We start from the raw sequence: 18,856 nt of genomic DNA, 5'->3' as shown, positions 1-18,856 counted from the left end.
CTCTGTTCCTCATGCTCTGTAGCGCGCCCTTGTTGATCTTGTGGACGCTTTTTCTACCTAGAAACTCGTTTACGCCGAATTTGCAAAAAACGCAAAACCTAATATCGTAAGAATAAGCGTCCTGTCCCCACAGGGACATAAGCGGCAATAGACTGGTCAAAGCCCTTGTTTCGAAGCGTCCGGGCGATTCGGAGCATGCATAGGTCTCAAGCCTAGTCTCTGGATGTGAGACCCTAATATAGGGGGACACGGTTTAAGATACCGCTCCATATTGGGGGACATTTTCCACCCATTAGGGGACATCCAGAGCGTCACCCAATACCACTAATACCTATTTTTGATTCAAGAATGGGATTGGGGCGAGGAAGCAATCAACAGCAGGCTTGACAGAATCGCATCTCCGGACGCAAATCAGATAGGCGAACCCAAAAACGTTGAGTTCGGGCTGAAACTGAGCCAGTATTGCAGAGACATAACCGGAATCACTTTCCGCAACTGGCAATTCAGAACCAACAAGATCTCATGGCAAACATGAGACAATAGAGGCAGTCATCCAATAAAGGATGAAGACAAGAGGGCAGCCATGCTCATCAACAAACCCGTCGGGCGACAAGCTGCGGCATTAAAATATGATATCCTCACGGCAATGGGGACCTATGCTCTGTCTTTAGACAAGGGACCACAGCGGCTTGTTCTTCGCTTCATGACTCTCATGACAGCGCGCTATAACTGGCAACGAAATGAGTTGGCGGTTGGGCAACGCGAGATAGCCCGCATGTGGTCCGTGGATGAGCGCACCGTTAAACGAGAGATGGCCAAACTGCGCGCACTAGGGTGGCTGGTCGTGAAACGCCAGGGCTCGCGGGGGCGAGTCACCGAATACGGATTTGATTTGGAGTCCATCCTAGAGGACACCCGCAGTTGTTGGTCAGCAGTCGGTCCAGACTTCGATCACAGGATGAGCGGGAGCGACGTACCAGAAAAGAACGTGGTGCCATTGATGACCGGCACTGCGGCGGCAGCACCCGATATTACTGACGGCAGCGAATGGAGCCTGGCCAAGGCAGTGTTGCACAAAGAAGATGCTGCGACCTACACGGCCTGGATACAGGCGCTCACACGTGAGGGCAGGGCAGGGGGGCGTTTGGTCCTGCGCGCACCAAGCCGGTTTCATGGCAACTATGTCACCGGGCATCTGCATGATAGGCTGCTGGCCACCTGTCGCGATATCGATAGTGACGTAGACATGCTGACGATCTTGTCATGATGTGGGCATGATACTGCGCCTTAGCAGACAAGCATAAACCCTCTAGAATTATACAAAGGCTTAGACCGAACAGACAGAGGGATCTTAGCGTCGACTGGGGACCTTATTTTCAAAGTGTCGAAACGCGAGTGTGATTAATCCAGCTATCGCCATGTAGACCAGTGCCAATAGCAGCAGTGGTTCATACACAATGAAGGTGTCAGAGCGCACCCGCGATGAGACGGCATAGATGTCCAAAACTGTAATCGTTGCCACCAGTGGTGTGGCCTTCAATTGCAGAATGGTTTCACCACCTAATGTTGGCAGTACATTGCGTACAGCCTGTGGGAGCCATATCCGGCGGAACATAGTCGTGCGCGGCATGCCATAGGCCTTGGCTGCCTCGAGCTGGCCCTTGGCAACGCCGGAAAAGGCGCCCCGCATCACTTCACCCTCATAGCCTGCATATGACAGCGTAAGCGCGAGCACCGCGTAGGGCCAAGCCTGCCGTAGATAAGGCCAAAGCTCGCTGGAGCGAATCCACGGGAACTGCGGAAAAAGGGATCCCAACCCGTAATAGAGCAGCCAGATCTGAAGCAACAAAGGCGTGCCTCGAATGACGGTGCAGAATATCCGCGCAGGTACTGCGAGGTACCACGGCCCCACAGCTTGGGCGAGGCCCAGCGGCACTGCCAACGCAAACCCAAGGATGGTGGTGACAATAAGGATCCAGATCGTGGTCCATAGTCCTTCAAGCGCGAGGGGTGCGTATTTCGGAATCCAATCCCAGCGCAGCACAAGAGCGCACCAAATAACCAAGGCTGCGAACAAAGCCATCAGCACAAGTCGATGGGGTTGCATGAGTGGTCTCAGTAGGGTCATTGGCGCCCCTCTCTCAGCGAAGGCTGGCCGCGTCTTGCCCACCGTTCGATCCAACCAAAGATCACGCCTGAACACAGAGTCACCATTAGGTAAAGCGCACCAGCAGCGAGGAAAAACGTGAAGTAGGCACGCGTACTGCTCGCCGCTTGCCGGGTCTCCAGTGTTAGCTCGGCAAATCCGACGATTGCCAAGAGAGCCGTGTCCTTTGTGGCAATCAACCAAAGATTGGCAAGCCCCGGTGTTGCAAAACTCATCATCGCGGGGATGGTTACGCGGCGCATGGTCATGAAGGCTGGCATGCCATACGACCGTGCCGCCTCTATCTGGCCGGGCGGCACTGCTTTTATGGCACCGCGCAGTACTTCTGTCGCGTATGCGCCTTGGACGATGCCCAGTACCCAGATGCCCGCAACGATACCGCTGATTTCAACCCGCCCATAGCCCAGGCTGGCGGCAACCTTATTGATCAGATCGGTACCGACATAATAGAGGATGAGAATCAGCACCAGTTCAGGAACAGCGCGGATTACGGTGGTATAAATGGCGAGCAAATCCCGCAGGATTGGCCCGCCGTAGAGTTTACCGTAGGCCCCGAAAAGCCCGATAACTAGCCCTATACCGAACGCGCCAAAGGCGATTTGAAGCGAATTGGCGAGGCCCCGCAAGAGGTTGCTACCCCATCCTGGAGACGAGAGCGACAATAGCTGCGCGCTCTCGGCCAGACCAAGCAGGTCGAGGAGTCCGGTCACGATGCGCCCTTACTCGGAATATATGCTGGTCGTGAAATACTCTGAGGTGATATTCGCGTGGGTGCCGTCGGCCAGGATTGCAGCAATACCTTTGTTCAGCGCTGCCAGAACCTCTCCTTCGCCTTTGCGTACCCCGGCGCCGACCCCTTTTCCGAGGATCGCCTCATCATTGGCAACCGCGCCTTTGATCTCGCAGCATCCACCGGCATCAGAACCGACGAAATCCGCCATCGCGATGCTGTCAGCCTGAGTGGCATCGATGCGACCCGCGAAGAGATCTTGATTGGCTTCGTCTTGGGTTTGGTACACTCGCAGTTCGGAATCTTTGAAATACTCCTGAGCATAGGCCTGGTGAATGGTGGAGGCCTGTATGCCGACAATCTTACCCGCAAGGGAAGCTGGTGTTGCGCCGATATCCATCGATTTGTCTGCCACGATGACCGCCGGAGTGTTGTAGTAAGGATCGGAGAAGTCGATGGTTTTCAGACGCTCTTCCGTGATCGACATGGAGGCCATAATGGCGTCGATTTGCTGACCGGTGAGCGATGGAATAATGCCGTCCCAGGCTACGGGTGTAATCACGCAATCCAGCTCAGCGGCGGCACAAACCGCATTGATGATATCAATTTCCCAGCCAACCCACTGACCCGAGGAATCCAGCGAGGCAAAAGGTGGATAGGGTTCGGCAGCCACGCCGATTTTGACCGGTTCCGCCTGTGCAATAGCGGCAGTCGCTGCCAGTACCGTTGCCGCAAGAGCTGTAAATTTAAATTTGTACTTCATAGACATAGCTGTCTCCCTGTTTTGTTTTTGTCGTTCTTGTAGTGCGTTGATTAGGTGACTGAGCTGAGGAATTGTTTTAAACGCTCAGATTTTGGATTGCCAAAAACCTCTGACGGTGGACCCTGTTCTTCGATCAGGCCTTCAAAGAGGTAGACAACGTGGTTGGCGACCTCTCGGGCAAATTTCATCTCATGTGTGACCAGCAACATAGTGCGGCCCTCGGATGCTAGACCCCGGATCACGGTCAGAACCTCACCCACAAGTTCCGGATCCAAGGCTGATGTAGGCTCGTCAAACAGCATCACACTCGGGTCCACTGCAAGAGCGCGCGCAATAGCGGCTCGTTGTTGCTGACCGCCCGAAAGGAATGCTGGAAAGGCGTCCGCCTTGTCACCCAGACCAACACGGGCCAACAGTTCACGTGCGCGAATGATGGCTTCAGACCGGGGCGTTTTCAGAACATGCACCGGAACTTCAATCACGTTTTCCAGCAGGGTTCGGTGGGTCCATAGATTGAATTGCTGAAAGACCATCGCCAACCTGGTACGAATGCGTTCGATCTGACGTCGGTCGGCAGGTCTACCATCGGAGCGCATAGCGATTTTCTCACCTGCTATTTTGATTTCGCCTGAGTTCGGTGTTTCCAAGAAGTTGATGCAACGCAACATGGTGGATTTCCCGGACCCACTGCCACCAATGATTGCTACGACATCACCCTGTTTGGCGGTCAGAGAGACGCCTTTCAGAACTTCCAGAGAACCGAAGGATTTATGCAGGTTGTCGACCCTGATCGCCTCGGCGCGCGGCGCGACCTGGGTATCTTCATTGGGGGAGACTAGTACGGCCTCAATGGTTGTCGAAAGCGGGGCAGGATCTGCGGCTGCCGGATCAGGCATTTTCTATTGTCCTCATATTTCGGGTTGTAGTAAGGCGGAGTTGGCGTAATTATGCAAGTGTATAATTATTACGAACCCGTCGTCGCACAACGCCTAGGAGGTCCTGTGTCAGCTGAACGCCGAAAATTTAAGCGAGCGACCGCAGAAGAGCGCAAGCACGCGTTGATAACCGCTACGTTGGAGTTAGTGGTTGAAAAGGGTGTGCGTGGTGCAACTGTGCGCGACATTGCCGAACGGGCGGATGTTACGCAGGGGCTGATCCGGCATTATTTTTCCTCGAAAGAGGAGCTTATGACGGCTGCTTATGAACATCACATGGTGTTCATCAGTGATCTCACCTTTGATCCTGTGGCTGGGATGGAAGGCGACGCGCGTGCGCGGCTTGCAGGCCTTGTAGAAGCGTCGTTGCGGCCTCCTGTTGTGGAGCCGACAGCGGTGGCGCTTTGGGCTGGGTTTTTGAACAAAGTTCAGCAAGATCCGCAAATGCGGGAGATCCACCAGCGTACTTATGAGTATTTTCGTAACAAGCTGGGTGAGCTGATCGCTGCCGCACTGGAAGAAGCGGGGAGGCCTGTTGACGCCGCGCGGCTACACCATCTGGCGGTGGCCTGCAACGCTGTGATCGACGGGCTTTGGATGGAGGGCGGGGCTCTGCCAGACGCTTTTGAGGAAGGTGAATTGCCAACCATCGGCCTGGAGTCCGTTGGTGCGATTTTGGGATTAAATTTGCAGCATAAGGCAGAACAGTCATGAGAATGACCGATGTGACCAAACAACTGGCGGGGCTTGGCGGAGCAAAATGGCAGGTGCATCTAGCTGCGCGAGAAATGGTAGCCGCTGGGGCGGATGTCATTGAGATGACGATTGGTGAGCCAGACGTGCCACCGCCCGCAGAGCTAATGGAGACAGCCAGCGCTGCAATGTTGGCGGGGCGAACGGGGTATTCTAACGGCCGCGGTGAGGCCAATCTGCGCGAGGCGCTTGCGGAACGTTATAGCGCCAGCAGCGGTCGACCCATTGCATCGGAAAATGTGCTGTGCTTTCCGGGAACCCAGACCGCCTTGTATGCAGTTCTGATGGGTGTGGCCCAGCACGGAGACGAGGTGCTGGTGGGTGATCCAATGTATGCTACCTACGAAGGCGTCATTCGAGCAACTGGTGCAGACTTGATCCCTGTTGCCTTGCGTCCGGAGCACGGATTTCGAATGCAGGCTTCTGATATAGCAGAAAAAATCACGCCGCGCAGTCGCGCTATCCTGCTGACGACGCCCCATAACCCGACGGGATCCATTCTGACGACAGATGATCTGGATGCCATCGGGCGCTTGGCGGCGATCCATGATCTCTGGATCATCTCGGATGAGGTTTATGACCAGCTGGTTTTCGATGCAGCAGAATTTGTTTCCCCGCTGGCGCGGGCAGCCTTTGCCGAACGGGTTATTGTGGTCTCTTCAATTTCTAAATCTCATGCTGCGCCAGGGTTCCGCAGTGGCTGGTGCATTGCCAGCGCCGCGTTTTGTGACGGGTTGCTGCCTTTGTCGGAGACCATGCTGTTTGGCAATCAACCGTTTATTGCGGACATGACGGAGCAGGCGGTGCGCGACGGTTCGCCCGTGGCGGCCGGTATGCGTGAGCGGTTCGCGGCAAGGGCGATCAGGTTAGAAGAGCGCCTGCATCATGACACCAGTTTGAGGGTGCATCTCCCTGAGGCTGGTATGTTCGCGATGATTGATGTGACATCAACCGGTATGGATGGCGACGCTTATGCACAGGATCTTTTGCATGGTGCCGGTGTGGCGGTTATGCCGGGGTCATCCTTTGGCGAGAGGCTGCGCGGCTGGGTACGGGTCGCACTGACCATTAAAGAAGATCGTTTTGATCTGGCGCTGACGCGTATGGTCGATCATGCCAACCAAAGATCGGTGGCCCCGACATGAGTGGGGGTGATAGCCAAACAGCCGGACAAACAGTTGGCGAAGCATTGGTGGGCGAGTTGGCGGCGCGCGGCGTGCGCCATGTTTTTGGGATCCCCGGGGTTCACACGGTTGAGCTGTACCGAGGTTTAGGCCAATCAGATCTGCGTCATATTACACCGCGTCATGAACAAGGCGCCGGTTTCATGGCTGATGGCTATGCGCGGGTGTCAGGCCGACCTGGTGTTGCTTTTGTCATCACAGGGCCCGGAGTTACCAACTTACTGACGCCCATGGCGCAGGCGCGCGCAGATTCGGTACCGATGTTGGTGGTTTCAGGCGTGAATGAAAGCCGGTCGCTTGGCCGTCAGTTAGGCCATTTGCATGAGCTACCGGATCAGCATGCACTGGCAAAACTCGTCGCGTTGAATTCGGAGCATGTTTCGGCGGCGGAGGAATTGGCCCCAGCTCTGGAGCGGGCATTTGCGCTGATTGATGGCAGCGAAACCGCGCGACCGGGGCCGACCCATTTGCAGATTCCACTGGATATTGGGGGCAGTGCAGCTGCGTATAAGAGCGAGATTGCGGCGGACCACACGGGCGGCGACAGTTTGGAGCAGGCCATTGCCGATCTGCCGCTTCTGATGCAACGCCTCACCGCCGCGGAACGACCGGTTATTCTGGCTGGAGGGGGTGCGCGGTTCCAGGCTAATCAACTGCGACAACTGGCAGAAAACCTAGGCGCGCCAGTGATTCAGACGGTAAACGCCCGTGGGGTAATGTTTGACCATCCGTTGTCGGTGCCAGCCAGCCCCAGCCTTGCGTCTGTCCGGGCGCTGATCGAAGCAGCGGATCTGGTTCTGGCCTTGGGAACGGAGTTGGGCCCAACCGATTATGACATGTATGCCACAGGAGTCATGCCACAGATGACGGGGCTGATCCGGGTGGATCTTTGTGCCGAACAACTTGAGCGCCACCCTGCTGAACTAGCGATCCAGGCTGATGTGGCTGATGTTCTGTCTGCGATCTTGGCCGACCTTGAAGCTGTCACTATGACACTCAGTGATTGGGGGGTGAATAAAGCCAGTGAAGCCCGCGCTGCCGCTTGGATGGAAATTGGCGAAGGATATCGAGCGCAGGTTGAAGTGCTGAACGCATTGCGCGCGGTCGCGCCGGGCTCGATTGTTGTCGGCGATTCCGCTCAGCCGATTTATGCCGGCAACCTGTACTATGATCATGATCGGCCCGGTGGCTGGTTCAATGCGGCTACGGGATATGGTGCGCTTGGCTATGGTATTCCGGCAGCTATCGGCGCGGCCATCGCCGCGCCCGATACCACTGTGATCTGTATCGTTGGCGATGGGGGGGCGCAGTTTTCGTTACCCGAGATCATGACGGCCGTCGATGAGGATTTGCCGATCACTTTTGTGGTGTGGAACAACTATGGATATCAGGAAATTGCACGCTCCATGCAGGATGTCGGAGTGCCGGTAGTCGGGTGTGACCCGACACCGCCGGATTTTTCTGCAACGGCGCGATCCTTTGGGGTATCGCACCGGGCGATTTCTGCGGATCCGCAAGACGTCGCCGCTGCCATGCTGGACTGCGCCAAAGAGACAGGGCCCAGCATGATTGAGATTATCACGCCGAAATTCGTGCCGACACCGGCCAAAAAGGACTGAGTTATGAGCAACCCGACATTTGAATTCACCCGTGCCATCACCCGTCGCCCGGCATCCAGCATTACGGACGGGTTGCGTGCAGAGGATATCGGCACTCCAGATCTCGCCCAGATGCTGTCAGCCCATGCTGAATATGTCGCAGCCTTGAAATCCACCGGTGCCGAGGTAATCGAACTGCTCCCGCTTGAGGCCTTTCCTGATGCGGTTTTTGTAGAGGATACAGCATTGTGCCTGCCCAGAGGTGCTGTCCTGATGCGGCCCGGAGCGCCATCGCGATTGGGCGAAGTTGCCGAAATGGCCCCTGCGCTGCGCCAATGCTATAACGACGTCCGCGAGATCACCGGCCCCGGTTTCATAGAGGGCGGCGACATTCTGGTGACCGACCGTGAAATTCTCGTAGGTCGCTCAGCGCGTACCGATGCCGCAGGGGTCGCTGAACTAGCGGAGATTGTGTCGGACTGGGGTCATCAACTGCGCGAAGTGTTTACGCCGGAGGGCGTTTTGCATTTCAAGACCGACTGCTCCTTGATGGATGGCGAGACCATTCTGGCAACCAAACGGCTGGACGCCTCTGGATGTTTCGAAGGCTACCGTGTTCTGCATGTCGCTGACGGTGAAGAAGCAGCGGCAAATGCCATTCGGTATAACAACCTGGTGCTGATGGCTGCGGATTTTCCACGCACGGCCGAAATGCTGGACCGCGAGGGGTTTGAGGTTGTTCAAATCAGCAATTCGGAATGCGCGAAGCTGGATGGCGGAATGTCTTGTCTATCATTGCGATTCTGAAATCAAACCCCTCCTGCAGGATCTCCTCGGGTTTCGGAGGCAATCTGGCTGCATATGGTTGAAACTTAGTTCCTACGCCCCTTATGAAAGGCAATCGGGCAGATTAGAACCATTGGAGTAGCGTATGAGTGGGACAGAACGGATTTGCGTGATCGGGCTTGGCTATGTCGGGTTACCTCTGGCCGTCGAGTTTGGAAAATCGCGCCCAGTTGTCGGTTTTGACATTAGCGCGGATCGCATCGGTGCATTGCACGCAGGCGCGGATAGCACCCGTGAAATCAGTGCAGAGGCACTGGCGAGGGCTACACAACTGACATTGACCGACGATCCGGCAGATATTGCCGATTGCACAGTTTTTATCGTTACAGTGCCTACCCCAATTGATAGCAGCCGTCGCCCGGATTTGACGCCGCTGCTACGGGCGTCCGAGACCGTTGGCAGGGTGCTGAAAGCTGGCGATTTGGTAATCTATGAATCGACAGTCTACCCGGGTGCCACTGAGGACGATTGCGTGCCGGTTCTGGAACAGATGTCAGGGCTGGAGTTCAATCGTGATTTCTTTGTGGGATATAGCCCGGAACGGATCAATCCGGGCGACCAGACGCGGCGCTTGCCGGATATCGTCAAAGTGACCTCAGGCTCAACACCGGAGATCGCAGATCGGGTTGATGCGCTTTACCGTGAAATCGTGACGGCGGGCACCCATAAGGCGGAGAGCATTCGTGTAGCCGAGGCCGCCAAGGTGATTGAGAACAGCCAGCGCGATATCAATATCGCGTTGATCAATGAGCTGGCCAAGATCTTCAATCGGATGGATATCGACACTGAGGCAGTGCTGCGGGCAGCCGGGACCAAATGGAATTTCCTTAACTTTCGCCCCGGACTGGTTGGCGGGCATTGCATCGGCGTTGATCCCTATTACCTTACCCATAAGGCCGAGCAGCTGGGCTATCACCCTGAGATCCTTTTGGCAGGGCGACGGCTGAATGACGGTATGGGTGCCTATGTGGCAAGTCAGATGGTCAAATCCATGCTCAAGCGCAAGATGGCGGTCGCCGATGCACGGGTATTGGTGATGGGGCTGACGTTTAAGGAGAACTGTCCGGATCTACGCAATACGCGGGTGATCGATGTGGTGCATTGTTTGCAGGAGTTTGGCCTGACAGTTGATGTTCATGACCCCCACGCCGACCGAGATGAAGCGCGCGAGGAATACAGCATTGATCTGGTCAACCTCCCGGAGACAGGCATTTACGATGGAATGCTATTGGCGGTAGCGCATCATGAGTTCCGAGAGATGGGAGCGGATCAGATCCGGGCGTTGGGCCGCGCTGGCGCGCTCCTGTACGATCTGAAGTATGTATTGACGCCGGATCAATCTGATCTGCGGCTCTGAGTTGACGTTTTGGCCCTAACCGTCGTTATTTCGGAACCTTTGGGAGTTTGCCACCGCGCCAATAGGCACCGGTATCTTCTCTCACTGTTTCATAGGTGCGGATCCTGTCTTGCGCCGTCTCACCGCCGGCATCGATCAGATGGGTCAATAAGCAATCAAGCACAGCCATCGCCCCGCCGTAGCCACCAAATGGATGTAGTGTGTTATCGGACACCAGTAACAGGTGATCAGGTTGTAGCGCGGGGGCGATAACCTCGCTGTCGGAGATCAGGATTAGGGTTGCCCCCTTGTTACGGGCCAGCCGCAAAGCCTGAAGCGTTTCTGAAGAGTAGGGCGCAAAGGTCATTGCGATCAAACAATCCTGAATGCCGATGTCCATCAGTTCATCCACTGCAGTACCCATGTGGCGCGGAACCAGATCCAGACTTGGTAACGCCATCCGGCCTACGTAGTGAAAGTAGTAGGCCAGCGCATAGCTGGCGCGCGTTGCAGTGACATAGCAGTGACGGGCAGAAGTTAGCACGGTAACGATTGAAGTGATGCGTTCAGGCGTCATCAGGCGCAGTGATCGGGCGACGATGTTAACCTCATTGCGGGCGATACGGCCGTGACGCGCTGTCGTCTCTGTCTGTTCCAGACGATCAAGCCAACCAAGACCCAACCCACCTTCACGGTCTGTGGTCAGCGCTGAGCGAAAGGGGCTGCGGAGGGCTTCGAAACTGTCAAACCCGAGATGCGTTGCCAGACGGACCAGTGAATTGGCACTGACACCGGCCTTGGTTGCTGAGACACGGATCGGATCAAGACCAAAGTCACCGGGATTGTCGATGATGTACTTCGCAGCCACCGATAGCGCGGGTGGCAGACTGTCGATCTGTGTCTTTAATTGGGTTAGCAGGCGATGAGGCTGCTTTGGGTCAATAGCTGTGTCCATCCCACACTTCAGACCATTTGTGTGAAAGAGCGCAAGTAAGAACATCTGTTTCTGCCCCTCGAAAAGACTGATTTATGTCAAGCCGAGGGACAGAAAAGAAGGGCGTAGGACTAGGCGGATACGACCTTTAGCCCCTGCGTTGTCGGCGGAATGATCGAACCATCTTCGGCCACGGTGACCTGATCACCATGTTCCAATTGATCCAACCCTCGGCAGGCCACAAGCATCAGAATGTCTTTTTCGCGGGCAACAATCGCCATATGGCTGAGCCAGCCGCCGACTTCGCTGAGTACCGCACCTGAACGCTGCACATAGGGTAGCCAGGCGGGATTGATCATACGGCAGGCCAGAACATCGCCATTCTGGAACCCGTCGAAAACCTCTGGACCGATGGCGGTTTCATCCTCAACCCAAAAAACACGGGCTTTCACCTCGCCGCTGCCGGCCACGCAGGTGCCGCCCAGATCACAATCGCTGGCTCCGGTCTGCGCACCAAGTGAGAGAAGTTCGCAATCGCGGAGAGACAATGTGACGTCAGTCGGTGCGGAGAGCTTGCGCAGCTCCTCCTTATGTTTGCGCGCCAATGCGGTTTCTTTCAGGGCTTCCGGCCTATTCCAGCTGTCGGTGATAATCTGATCCATGCTGAGATAGAAAATCAGGTCGTTCAGTCCCGTATTGGAGCCAAGGGCCAGCAACGCGCGCCGCAGCTCTGCCAAAACGCGCAGTGCCTCATGTTTGGCTTGTTCTTTGAGGTCCTGATAGGCGATTGCCAGATCCAGTGTATCGTGCAACCCATCCGGCAGATGAGCGGGATTTGCTAAGGTTCCGTTGATAGGCTCGACCGAGCTATTGAGCAGAGAGGCAAGAAGGGTAGGTGCTTCACTATAGCGGGGGGTAGCCAGCTCGTAGTCGAAGATCGAGCGGTGGCCCATGAGCTCTTGCGCGCGGCTTTCAGCATCCGGACCTGTACAGGACGCGAGCAAGCTGGACGGAGCATTGGGCAATTCGGTATGCATCAGTTTAGCCCGTAGCGCTGGGTCGCCTGCGGCAGCCGCGCTCGCTTCGCTCATGGTAAATCCTGCTATAATGTTGATTTTTTCAGCCTCGACATAAATGTCGGTAACAAAGAGATCGCGTAGGGTTGCGATGGCTTCCAGCAGTTTGTGCCGGGGCAAAGCCTTGTAGTCGACCGCCTGCCAAAACGCCAGCTGATCGGTTAGCTGCGGCATCAGTTCATCCTGGAAGTGGGATATTATCGGCCGGGCTTGCTTGCGGAGTTGCTTTGCTTTGGTCGCTGTTAGTTTCAGCGTCATCTGTTCCTTGAGGCTGACATCAACGTATGTCTTACCAAAAAGGTTCACCATGTGGCCGGGGCGATCTTCAGGCAGTTTATACGGCACAGCCAATGCGCGGCACGCGAGATCAACACTGCCACCGGGCGCCCATAGACTACTCATCAGCGAGAATGACAAAGGGGTTGGGCGGGGTAGTACTTCGGACATTTCATCCTGTTCCAGCAGCGGCTGATCGGGACCGTTTGTGGCATAGCGCTCCAGCAGACAGCGCCATTCGGCAAGACGAACGCGTTCTGCTTCGGCCCCAAGCGACAACGTGGTGATATCGCGGCTTTGTACGATCTGGAATTGCCCATCGGCATAGGCCCATTCGACATCCTGAGGTGCGCCAAAGATCTCTTCAATCTGCTTGGCTAGAACAAGGAGAGGCGCCATATCGAGTGTCTGGTCCTGATCGGTATCTGCGGGCAGATTTGAATAACGACCAAAACGCAGACTGGTCGGGGTGACGCGGCCTGAGACGAGATCTTCGCCACATCCTTCGACCCATTCGATCATTGTCATGCCGGGGGCCATCGGATCCTGAGTGAACATCACGCCGGCATAGTCGGCTTGCACCATTTCCTGCACCACGATGTTTCCCTGATAGGTATTGTCACCATCACCATCACCATCACCATCACCAGAATAGCTGGCGGCGCGGGTAGAAGAAAAGCTCGCCACCACTTCATCCAAGGCAGCGCGCATGGTGTCGGTGGTGACGTTCAGAACGGACTCGAATACTCCGGCAAAGCTCTGATCTGCGCCGTCCTCATTGCTAGCAGATGAACGTACGGCGACGGGTTTGCCACCAGCCTGTTGGAAAACATGCACCGCAAACACATCTTTTTGTGCATCTGTCATGGCATGATAATCACGAATGGCATCCGAGCGTAGGATCACTCCGCCCGGAATCGGCAAGCCAGCGTTTTTAAGGACCGACAGCCGAAGAGCCTTATTGCCGGCGTCTGGCAGTTCTTCGGTATATCCCATCGGGATTACGCCGCGCGGTAGTTTGGTCAACTGACGCCGGTGGAGCAACATAGACACTGTCTTGCCTAGGTTAAGGTGCATACCGGTAACATAGGCGCGTTGAAGCAACAGGAATGTTAAGCTGAAGCAGAGATATGCGTTTGCGGCACCGGACAGCGCGAACACCATGGCAAAAAGCGCAGGCAGCCCCAACACCATCCATAGCAGTTTCTGTCGTTTGGTTTTTGCCACGGCCCACAGGAGGTAGATAGCTGCCAAGCCACAAAACAACAGTGGCATGATGAACAGCGGGTCAGATTTGCCAAGATCAGACATCCAGAGAAAGCCGGATTGCAGGCTGGCGCTGGCATCCTGCGCGGCTGATACGCCGAGCATCATCACCGGCAGGAACAGAAGAGCGGTGAGATTCTTCATCGGCGTCAGTCCCTTATCGACATAGAACGCCTGAACCGCGCGCGCTTTGCGTACAGGATCATGGGCCAGCTTTATCTTCAGCGCCTTCATCTCATCGGCCGTCTCTGCGGTGATGATCTGGTCGCGTTCAGATTTTAGCGCCACAGGCAGTATCAGGATCCGTGTGATCAAAGAGAGTGCTAGTAGACCGAGAAGAATATGGCTGCGCTCATGGACCCAAAGCAGGGCTGCCGATAGTGTCGAAATTGCTTTGTCCCAAAGGCCGGTTTGTTGATCCGCCAGCCAGGCCTGAACGTGTGGTTTGGGTTTAGGAGCAATAAAATACTCCCAGGGCAACGTATAGCGACCACGAAAATCAAACCCTTTTTGCGATAGCTCAAGACCCAGAACCTGGCTCATGAAGCAGCTGCGACGGTCATAGCATGCCGCTAGCGTTGGCTTGTTTGGGTCTAATTCGTCTATGCGCTGCATCAAATCGGCTGTTGTCATCTTACGGATCGGAAGATTGACTGCCCCTGGTAGGTGGCCGCTATCAAAATCACCGGGGTAGCGAGTGTCGACAATTTGCAAATCTTCTGTGTTCAGCAACTTGGTGAAGTCAGCAGTGCTGAGCAGCACATCGCGACCGGGATACTCTGGAATTGCGCGTAGATCAGACAGTGTCTTCACATTTTTGTCTGAGAAATCCCGCCCTTCCACAATCCATTTTTCGATGCCACCAGCGATAAAGCTGCAGTCGATACCCATCTCGGCCAGCTTCGCACAGGTTTCCGAGCTGCGGTTCCCGTTATGGCAGAACAAAACAACCTTTTGTCCCAGTTGTACGGGGCGCGATTGCAAAAAGTCGGGGAAGCGGATGTGGGTAGAGCCCGGTAAGGTACCCATCGCGTTTTCACCGGTTTCACGAATGTCGTAGAACAACGTTTCGCCGTCTTCCAACGCCATCGCTGCAGACGATGTTGACATTGCAAGCGGATGATCCGACTGGTGCAAGAAGCTGGTCTCTTTTAGGGAGGCGTCCTTGATCTTGGTTCCATCAAATTGCGCAGGACGTACCAGTGTCGCTTGCAAGCGTGCTTTCTCTGCTGCGCGTTGATTGTTGAACTGCCAGTAGTTCAGGACGGCCATGGCGAGGGCCGCCAATACCAATCCCATGATCAGTCGTACTGGATATCGTTTCGCCTGCGCGCCCTTTTGGGGTTGGAAACCCAATTTGGCAGCAATCACAGCGCCAAGACCGGATACCATAGCGATCCCTACAGCGAAGACCTGAGACAAGGATGAGACTGACCCGATCACCAGTTCTGGTGAGGGGATGGCCCAAGCCGTAGCGGGAACTGCGCTGATCAACAAGACAATCGCAAGCTGAAGGCGAGAATTGGGTGTGCGGGAACGAATACATTTTGCTATCACGAGCTGTCCTGTCGGGGTTCAACCCGATCTTCAAATTTGTGACGAATTTTATAAAAAAGCACTGAAGTCGTTACTGAAACATTAATATTGATGTCACGTTAAAAGGGTGGCGGTAATATTAATTTACTATTTTAAGGCCACTTAACCAAATTTTCTTACTATTCAGGGTAAACAGATGCACGACTTCACCGATCCGGCACCGGCTGGGTCCATACAGGAGGTGACGATGTTGATCGCTCCGAAATACACACTTCAACCCGCGAGCTTTTTGCGCTTGTGGTTTATTTTCTGTGTCTGCGTCGTGGTGTCGATGGCGCCTTTGACAGCTCGCGCTGATATCACGCTGACGTTTGGTACCTACGCCGCGGATAAACCAACTGTAACGGTCAAAAAATATCGCCCGTTCCTGACATTTTTATCCAATCGTCTTGGCGAAGCCCTGGGCGAGAAGGTTGTCGTTCGGATGACTGTTGCTAAGGAATATCAAGAGGGTATCAATCAGCTCGCCAGCGGCGAGGTCGATTTTGCGCGGTTCGGGCCTGCGTCCTATGTCCATGTGATGAATCAGAATCCTGACATTCAGATTGTTGCCATGGAATCGAAGAAAGGGCGCAAGCGTTTCAAAGGCGTGATCGTCGTTCATCGCGATAGTACTATTACAGATCTGTCGGATCTGTCGGGCCTTAGTTTTGCATTCGGGGACGAGCTGTCAACGATTGGTCGTTATCTAGCCCAGAGCCATCTATTGGAGGCAGGGATCGATAGTGATGATCTACACACCTATGAATATCTGGGGCGTCACGATTTAGTGGGTGAGGCCGTTGGTGCCGGAAAATTCACGGCAGGTGCTCTGAAAGAGAGTACATACAAGAAGTTGATCTCAAAGGGTGTACCGATTCGCATATTGACGAGTTTCGACAATGTGACGAAGCCTTGGCTTGCATCTTCTGCTCTGCCGGAACACGTTCTGCTCGCTATGCGCCAGATTATGCTGTCATCAGAAAACGAAGAGATCGTGCGACGAGTATCCAAAAACGGTTTTCTTGAGGGGGCCGACTCCGATTACGACCTGATCCGCGACGCCATGGAACAGAGCCAAGCCTTTTAGCGTCGTTACCGAGGACCCCAATGAAACGCACGGGCATACTCTTTCAGATTGTACTGTCACTATCGCTGGCCGCCATGCTTGTGGCGGCGGCCATCGGTGATGTTGCGCGACGCTATGAGACCCGTAATCTTCAGGCGCAATTGAAAGAGCAGGCAGAGCTGACGATCTCTCTATTGAGTGGGTTGATGTTAGAATCGATCATTGTCGAGGACGTGCCGGTTTTGGAAACTGGGTTGATTGAGGCAATCACTCGCAATCCCAAACTCTTAAAGATCCAGATCCAAAGTAGCGAGGGCGTTCCTATAGCCAAAGCCGGCCGGACCGATGAGGTCGGGCCGGATGATTTTGTCATGTATGATCGTCCCATTACGCTTGATGGTTTTGATTTTGGTCACATGGTGGTGCATTGGTCCACTCGCGAAGGGCAGGCCATGGTCCAAGAGAAGGTCAGCCAGACGATTATGTGGACCGTGATTGCCGTAGCAATGCTATCGCTTTTGGTTTTGATCCTGGTGAACGTGCTCGCCTTGCGACCGCTACAAATCATTCATCAACGTATGTCTGATGCCATTGCGGGTCTGTCGAACCGAAAATTGCGGTTGCCTTGGTTCGCCTCACGTGAATTCAGGGCACTCAATTTTTCGGTTGGTGTTCTGGAGGACACCTTTGACGAACGTGACGAGCGAGAATACGCCTTGGAAGAGGCGCGAAAAGCCGCAGACATAGCCAACCGGGCCAAATCAGAATTCCTTGCGAATATGTCGCATGAGATCCGCACACCGATGAACGGGGTGATCGGTATGGCGGAACTGGTTCTTGAAACGGATCTGGATGAAAACCAGACAATGTATGCTGAGACTATTTCCAAGTCCGGTTCAGCGTTGCTGACCATCATCAACGATATTCTTAATTTCTCCAAAATCGAAGCCGGCAAGATGGAGCTGGATCGTGCGCCATTTAACCTGCAAACCGCTGTAGAGGATGTGGTGACGCTGTTGTCGCCGAAAGCTGCTGAGAAAAACGTCGAAGTAACCCTCCGCTATGATCCCAGCCTGCCGGAATGCTACGAAGGGGATGTAGGACGTATTCGCCAGATCCTGACCAATGTTGCAGGCAATGCGGTCAAATTTACGGCAAAAGGATATGTCTACATAGAGGTGTCCGGCCAGTCAGGGGATGACCAGACAGATTTGCGAATTTCGGTGACAGATACTGGCGCTGGGATACCCGATGATCGCCTGGACCGTATCTTCAACGCGTTTGAACAGGCTGACGGCGCTGCGACTCGAAATTATGAAGGTACCGGCCTTGGTCTGGCAATTTCTACCCGTTTGCTGAATCTGATGGGCGGGCGTATTTCCGTCCGTTCTGAATTAGGGAAGGGCTCAGTCTTTACCATCGATTTACCGCTGCGTATCCGTCCAGATCCACCGAAGCGCTCGCAGGATGAGCGCGACTTTAATGGTTTGCGCGCTTTGATCGTTGATGATCTAGAGCTTAACCGGGTCATGTTGACAGAACGATTGGATACCTGGGGCGTAGACAACGTTGCGGTGGGCTCGGCGCATCAAGCGTTGGAACTGTTGTTGGATGCGCGCCACGATGGGGTGCACTACGATGTGATTTTGCAGGATTTTCAGATGCCGGGAATGGACGGCAAGGAACTTGCTCAGCGTATTCGTGAGATCCCGGAGTATAAGGACCTGCCAATCGTGATCTTGTCGTCGGTGGAAAACATTTTCGAGCAGGATATGCGTGATCAATTGGGGCACTGCGAGGTAGCGCTTAAACCGCTAAGGGCAGCGCAACTCCGCTCTGTAATGAGCCGCGTTCTGGGCGATGTACCGGATGAAGCGCCTCAGGTTGTTCAGGCACCGGTATCGGAAATGTCGGATGCGCCACACGTAAAATTACTATTGGCTGAAGACAATCGCACCAATCAAATAGTGGTGTCGCGCATGCTGAAAGCCGCGCCGATAGAGGTGTTGATTGCGGCCAATGGTGAAGAGGCCGTGGCAATGTTTCAGGAGCACCATCCGGATATTGTGCTGATGGATATGATGATGCCGGTCAAGGATGGGATCGATGCAACGGTAGAAATACGGCAGCTGGAGCAGAAACTGGGGGCAGGGCGCTGCCCGGTAGTGGCATTGACCGCTAATGCACTTCAGTCGCACCGAGAGGAGTGCCTCGCCGCAGGTATGGATGATTTTCTCAGCAAACCTATCAACAAGAAAGCCTTGCTTGGAGCGGTGGGCAAGTGGGTGGATTGTGGTCCGCAGGCGAAAACGGGAACCTGACTCCAAGAGGCTTCTAAAACCGATGGT

General features: G+C 54.7%; 14 protein-coding genes. 8 read left to right on the top strand and 6 right to left on the bottom strand.

The features are described from left to right. Positions 1-583 precede the first annotated feature (583 nt). Positions 584-1,267 carry a DnaA N-terminal domain-containing protein gene (locus ACEWZM_RS19785; RefSeq protein WP_414008174.1) on the top strand — a complete coding sequence of 228 codons (684 nt, stop codon included), beginning with the start codon at positions 584-586 and terminating at the stop codon, positions 1,265-1,267. 84 nt (positions 1,268-1,351) lie between these two features. On the opposite strand, the gene ACEWZM_RS19780 is transcribed toward ACEWZM_RS19785, so the two are convergent. The 4 genes from ACEWZM_RS19780 to ACEWZM_RS19765 are packed head-to-tail and all read right to left on the bottom strand — an operon-like array spanning position 1,352 to position 4,556. Further along, positions 1,352-2,128: an ABC transporter permease gene (locus tag ACEWZM_RS19780; RefSeq protein WP_414008173.1), complete on the bottom strand. Its 777-nt coding sequence runs from the start codon at positions 2,126-2,128 to the stop codon at positions 1,352-1,354. Then, positions 2,125-2,877, bottom strand: a complete 753-nt coding sequence (locus ACEWZM_RS19775) for an ABC transporter permease (RefSeq protein WP_414008172.1) — start codon at positions 2,875-2,877, stop codon at positions 2,125-2,127. Before ACEWZM_RS19775 ends, ACEWZM_RS19780 begins: the two co-directional genes overlap by 4 nt. Positions 2,878-2,886: 9 nt before the next feature. Next, positions 2,887-3,666 carry a transporter substrate-binding domain-containing protein gene (locus ACEWZM_RS19770; protein WP_414008171.1) on the bottom strand — a complete coding sequence of 260 codons (780 nt, stop codon included), beginning with the start codon at positions 3,664-3,666 and terminating at the stop codon, positions 2,887-2,889. A 44-nt stretch (positions 3,667-3,710) separates the two neighbouring features. Then, the gene (locus ACEWZM_RS19765; protein ID WP_414008170.1) at positions 3,711-4,556 is read right to left on the bottom strand and encodes an ABC transporter ATP-binding protein; all 846 of its coding nucleotides are present in this window, start codon (positions 4,554-4,556) and stop codon (positions 3,711-3,713) included. 105 nt (positions 4,557-4,661) lie between these two features. Here ACEWZM_RS19765 and ACEWZM_RS19760 point away from each other — a divergent pair, with 105 nt between their 5' ends. From ACEWZM_RS19760 to tviB, 5 genes are all read left to right on the top strand, one after another. Further along, positions 4,662-5,309: a TetR/AcrR family transcriptional regulator gene (locus ACEWZM_RS19760; protein WP_414008169.1), complete on the top strand. Its 648-nt coding sequence runs from the start codon at positions 4,662-4,664 to the stop codon at positions 5,307-5,309. Further along, positions 5,306-6,493, top strand: a complete 1,188-nt coding sequence (locus ACEWZM_RS19755; protein ID WP_414008168.1) for a pyridoxal phosphate-dependent aminotransferase — start codon at positions 5,306-5,308, stop codon at positions 6,491-6,493. The genes ACEWZM_RS19760 and ACEWZM_RS19755 overlap by 4 nt, the downstream gene beginning before the upstream one ends. Continuing rightward, complete coding sequence (locus tag ACEWZM_RS19750) at positions 6,490-8,151, top strand: 5-guanidino-2-oxopentanoate decarboxylase (RefSeq protein ID WP_414008167.1); 1,662 nt, start codon at positions 6,490-6,492, stop codon at positions 8,149-8,151. Before ACEWZM_RS19755 ends, ACEWZM_RS19750 begins: the two co-directional genes overlap by 4 nt. A gap of 3 nt (positions 8,152-8,154) precedes the next feature. Continuing rightward, positions 8,155-8,937, top strand: a complete 783-nt coding sequence (locus ACEWZM_RS19745; RefSeq protein ID WP_414008166.1) for a dimethylarginine dimethylaminohydrolase family protein — start codon at positions 8,155-8,157, stop codon at positions 8,935-8,937. A gap of 124 nt (positions 8,938-9,061) precedes the next feature. Then, entirely contained in the window at positions 9,062-10,333 is a 1,272-nt protein-coding gene (gene tviB, locus ACEWZM_RS19740; protein WP_414008165.1) for a Vi polysaccharide biosynthesis UDP-N-acetylglucosamine C-6 dehydrogenase TviB, read from the top strand. A gap of 25 nt (positions 10,334-10,358) precedes the next feature. On the opposite strand, the gene ACEWZM_RS19735 is transcribed toward tviB, so the two are convergent. Both ACEWZM_RS19735 and ACEWZM_RS19730 read right to left on the bottom strand, forming a co-directional pair. Beyond that, positions 10,359-11,267 (bottom strand): MurR/RpiR family transcriptional regulator, encoded by a 909-nt coding sequence (locus ACEWZM_RS19735; protein WP_414008164.1) that lies wholly within the window; start codon positions 11,265-11,267, stop codon positions 10,359-10,361. 110 nt (positions 11,268-11,377) lie between these two features. Beyond that, entirely contained in the window at positions 11,378-15,421 is a 4,044-nt protein-coding gene (locus ACEWZM_RS19730; protein WP_414008163.1) for a PEP/pyruvate-binding domain-containing protein, read from the bottom strand. A 175-nt stretch (positions 15,422-15,596) separates the two neighbouring features. Between ACEWZM_RS19730 and ACEWZM_RS19725 the strand changes: the two genes are divergently transcribed. Then, positions 15,597-16,529 (top strand): PhnD/SsuA/transferrin family substrate-binding protein, encoded by a 933-nt coding sequence (locus tag ACEWZM_RS19725; RefSeq protein WP_414008162.1) that lies wholly within the window; start codon positions 15,597-15,599, stop codon positions 16,527-16,529. A 20-nt stretch (positions 16,530-16,549) separates the two neighbouring features. Further along, a complete protein-coding gene (locus ACEWZM_RS19720; RefSeq protein WP_414008161.1) occupies positions 16,550-18,829 on the top strand; it encodes a response regulator in 2,280 nt (759 codons plus the stop codon). The last annotated feature ends 27 nt before the right edge of the window (positions 18,830-18,856 follow it).

Source organism: Phaeobacter cretensis (assembly GCF_047372505.1).
GTDB lineage: Bacteria > Pseudomonadota > Alphaproteobacteria > Rhodobacterales > Rhodobacteraceae > Phaeobacter > Phaeobacter cretensis.
The sequence above is the reverse complement of the archived record's forward strand: the minus strand, read 5'-3'. Positions and strand labels throughout refer to the sequence as shown.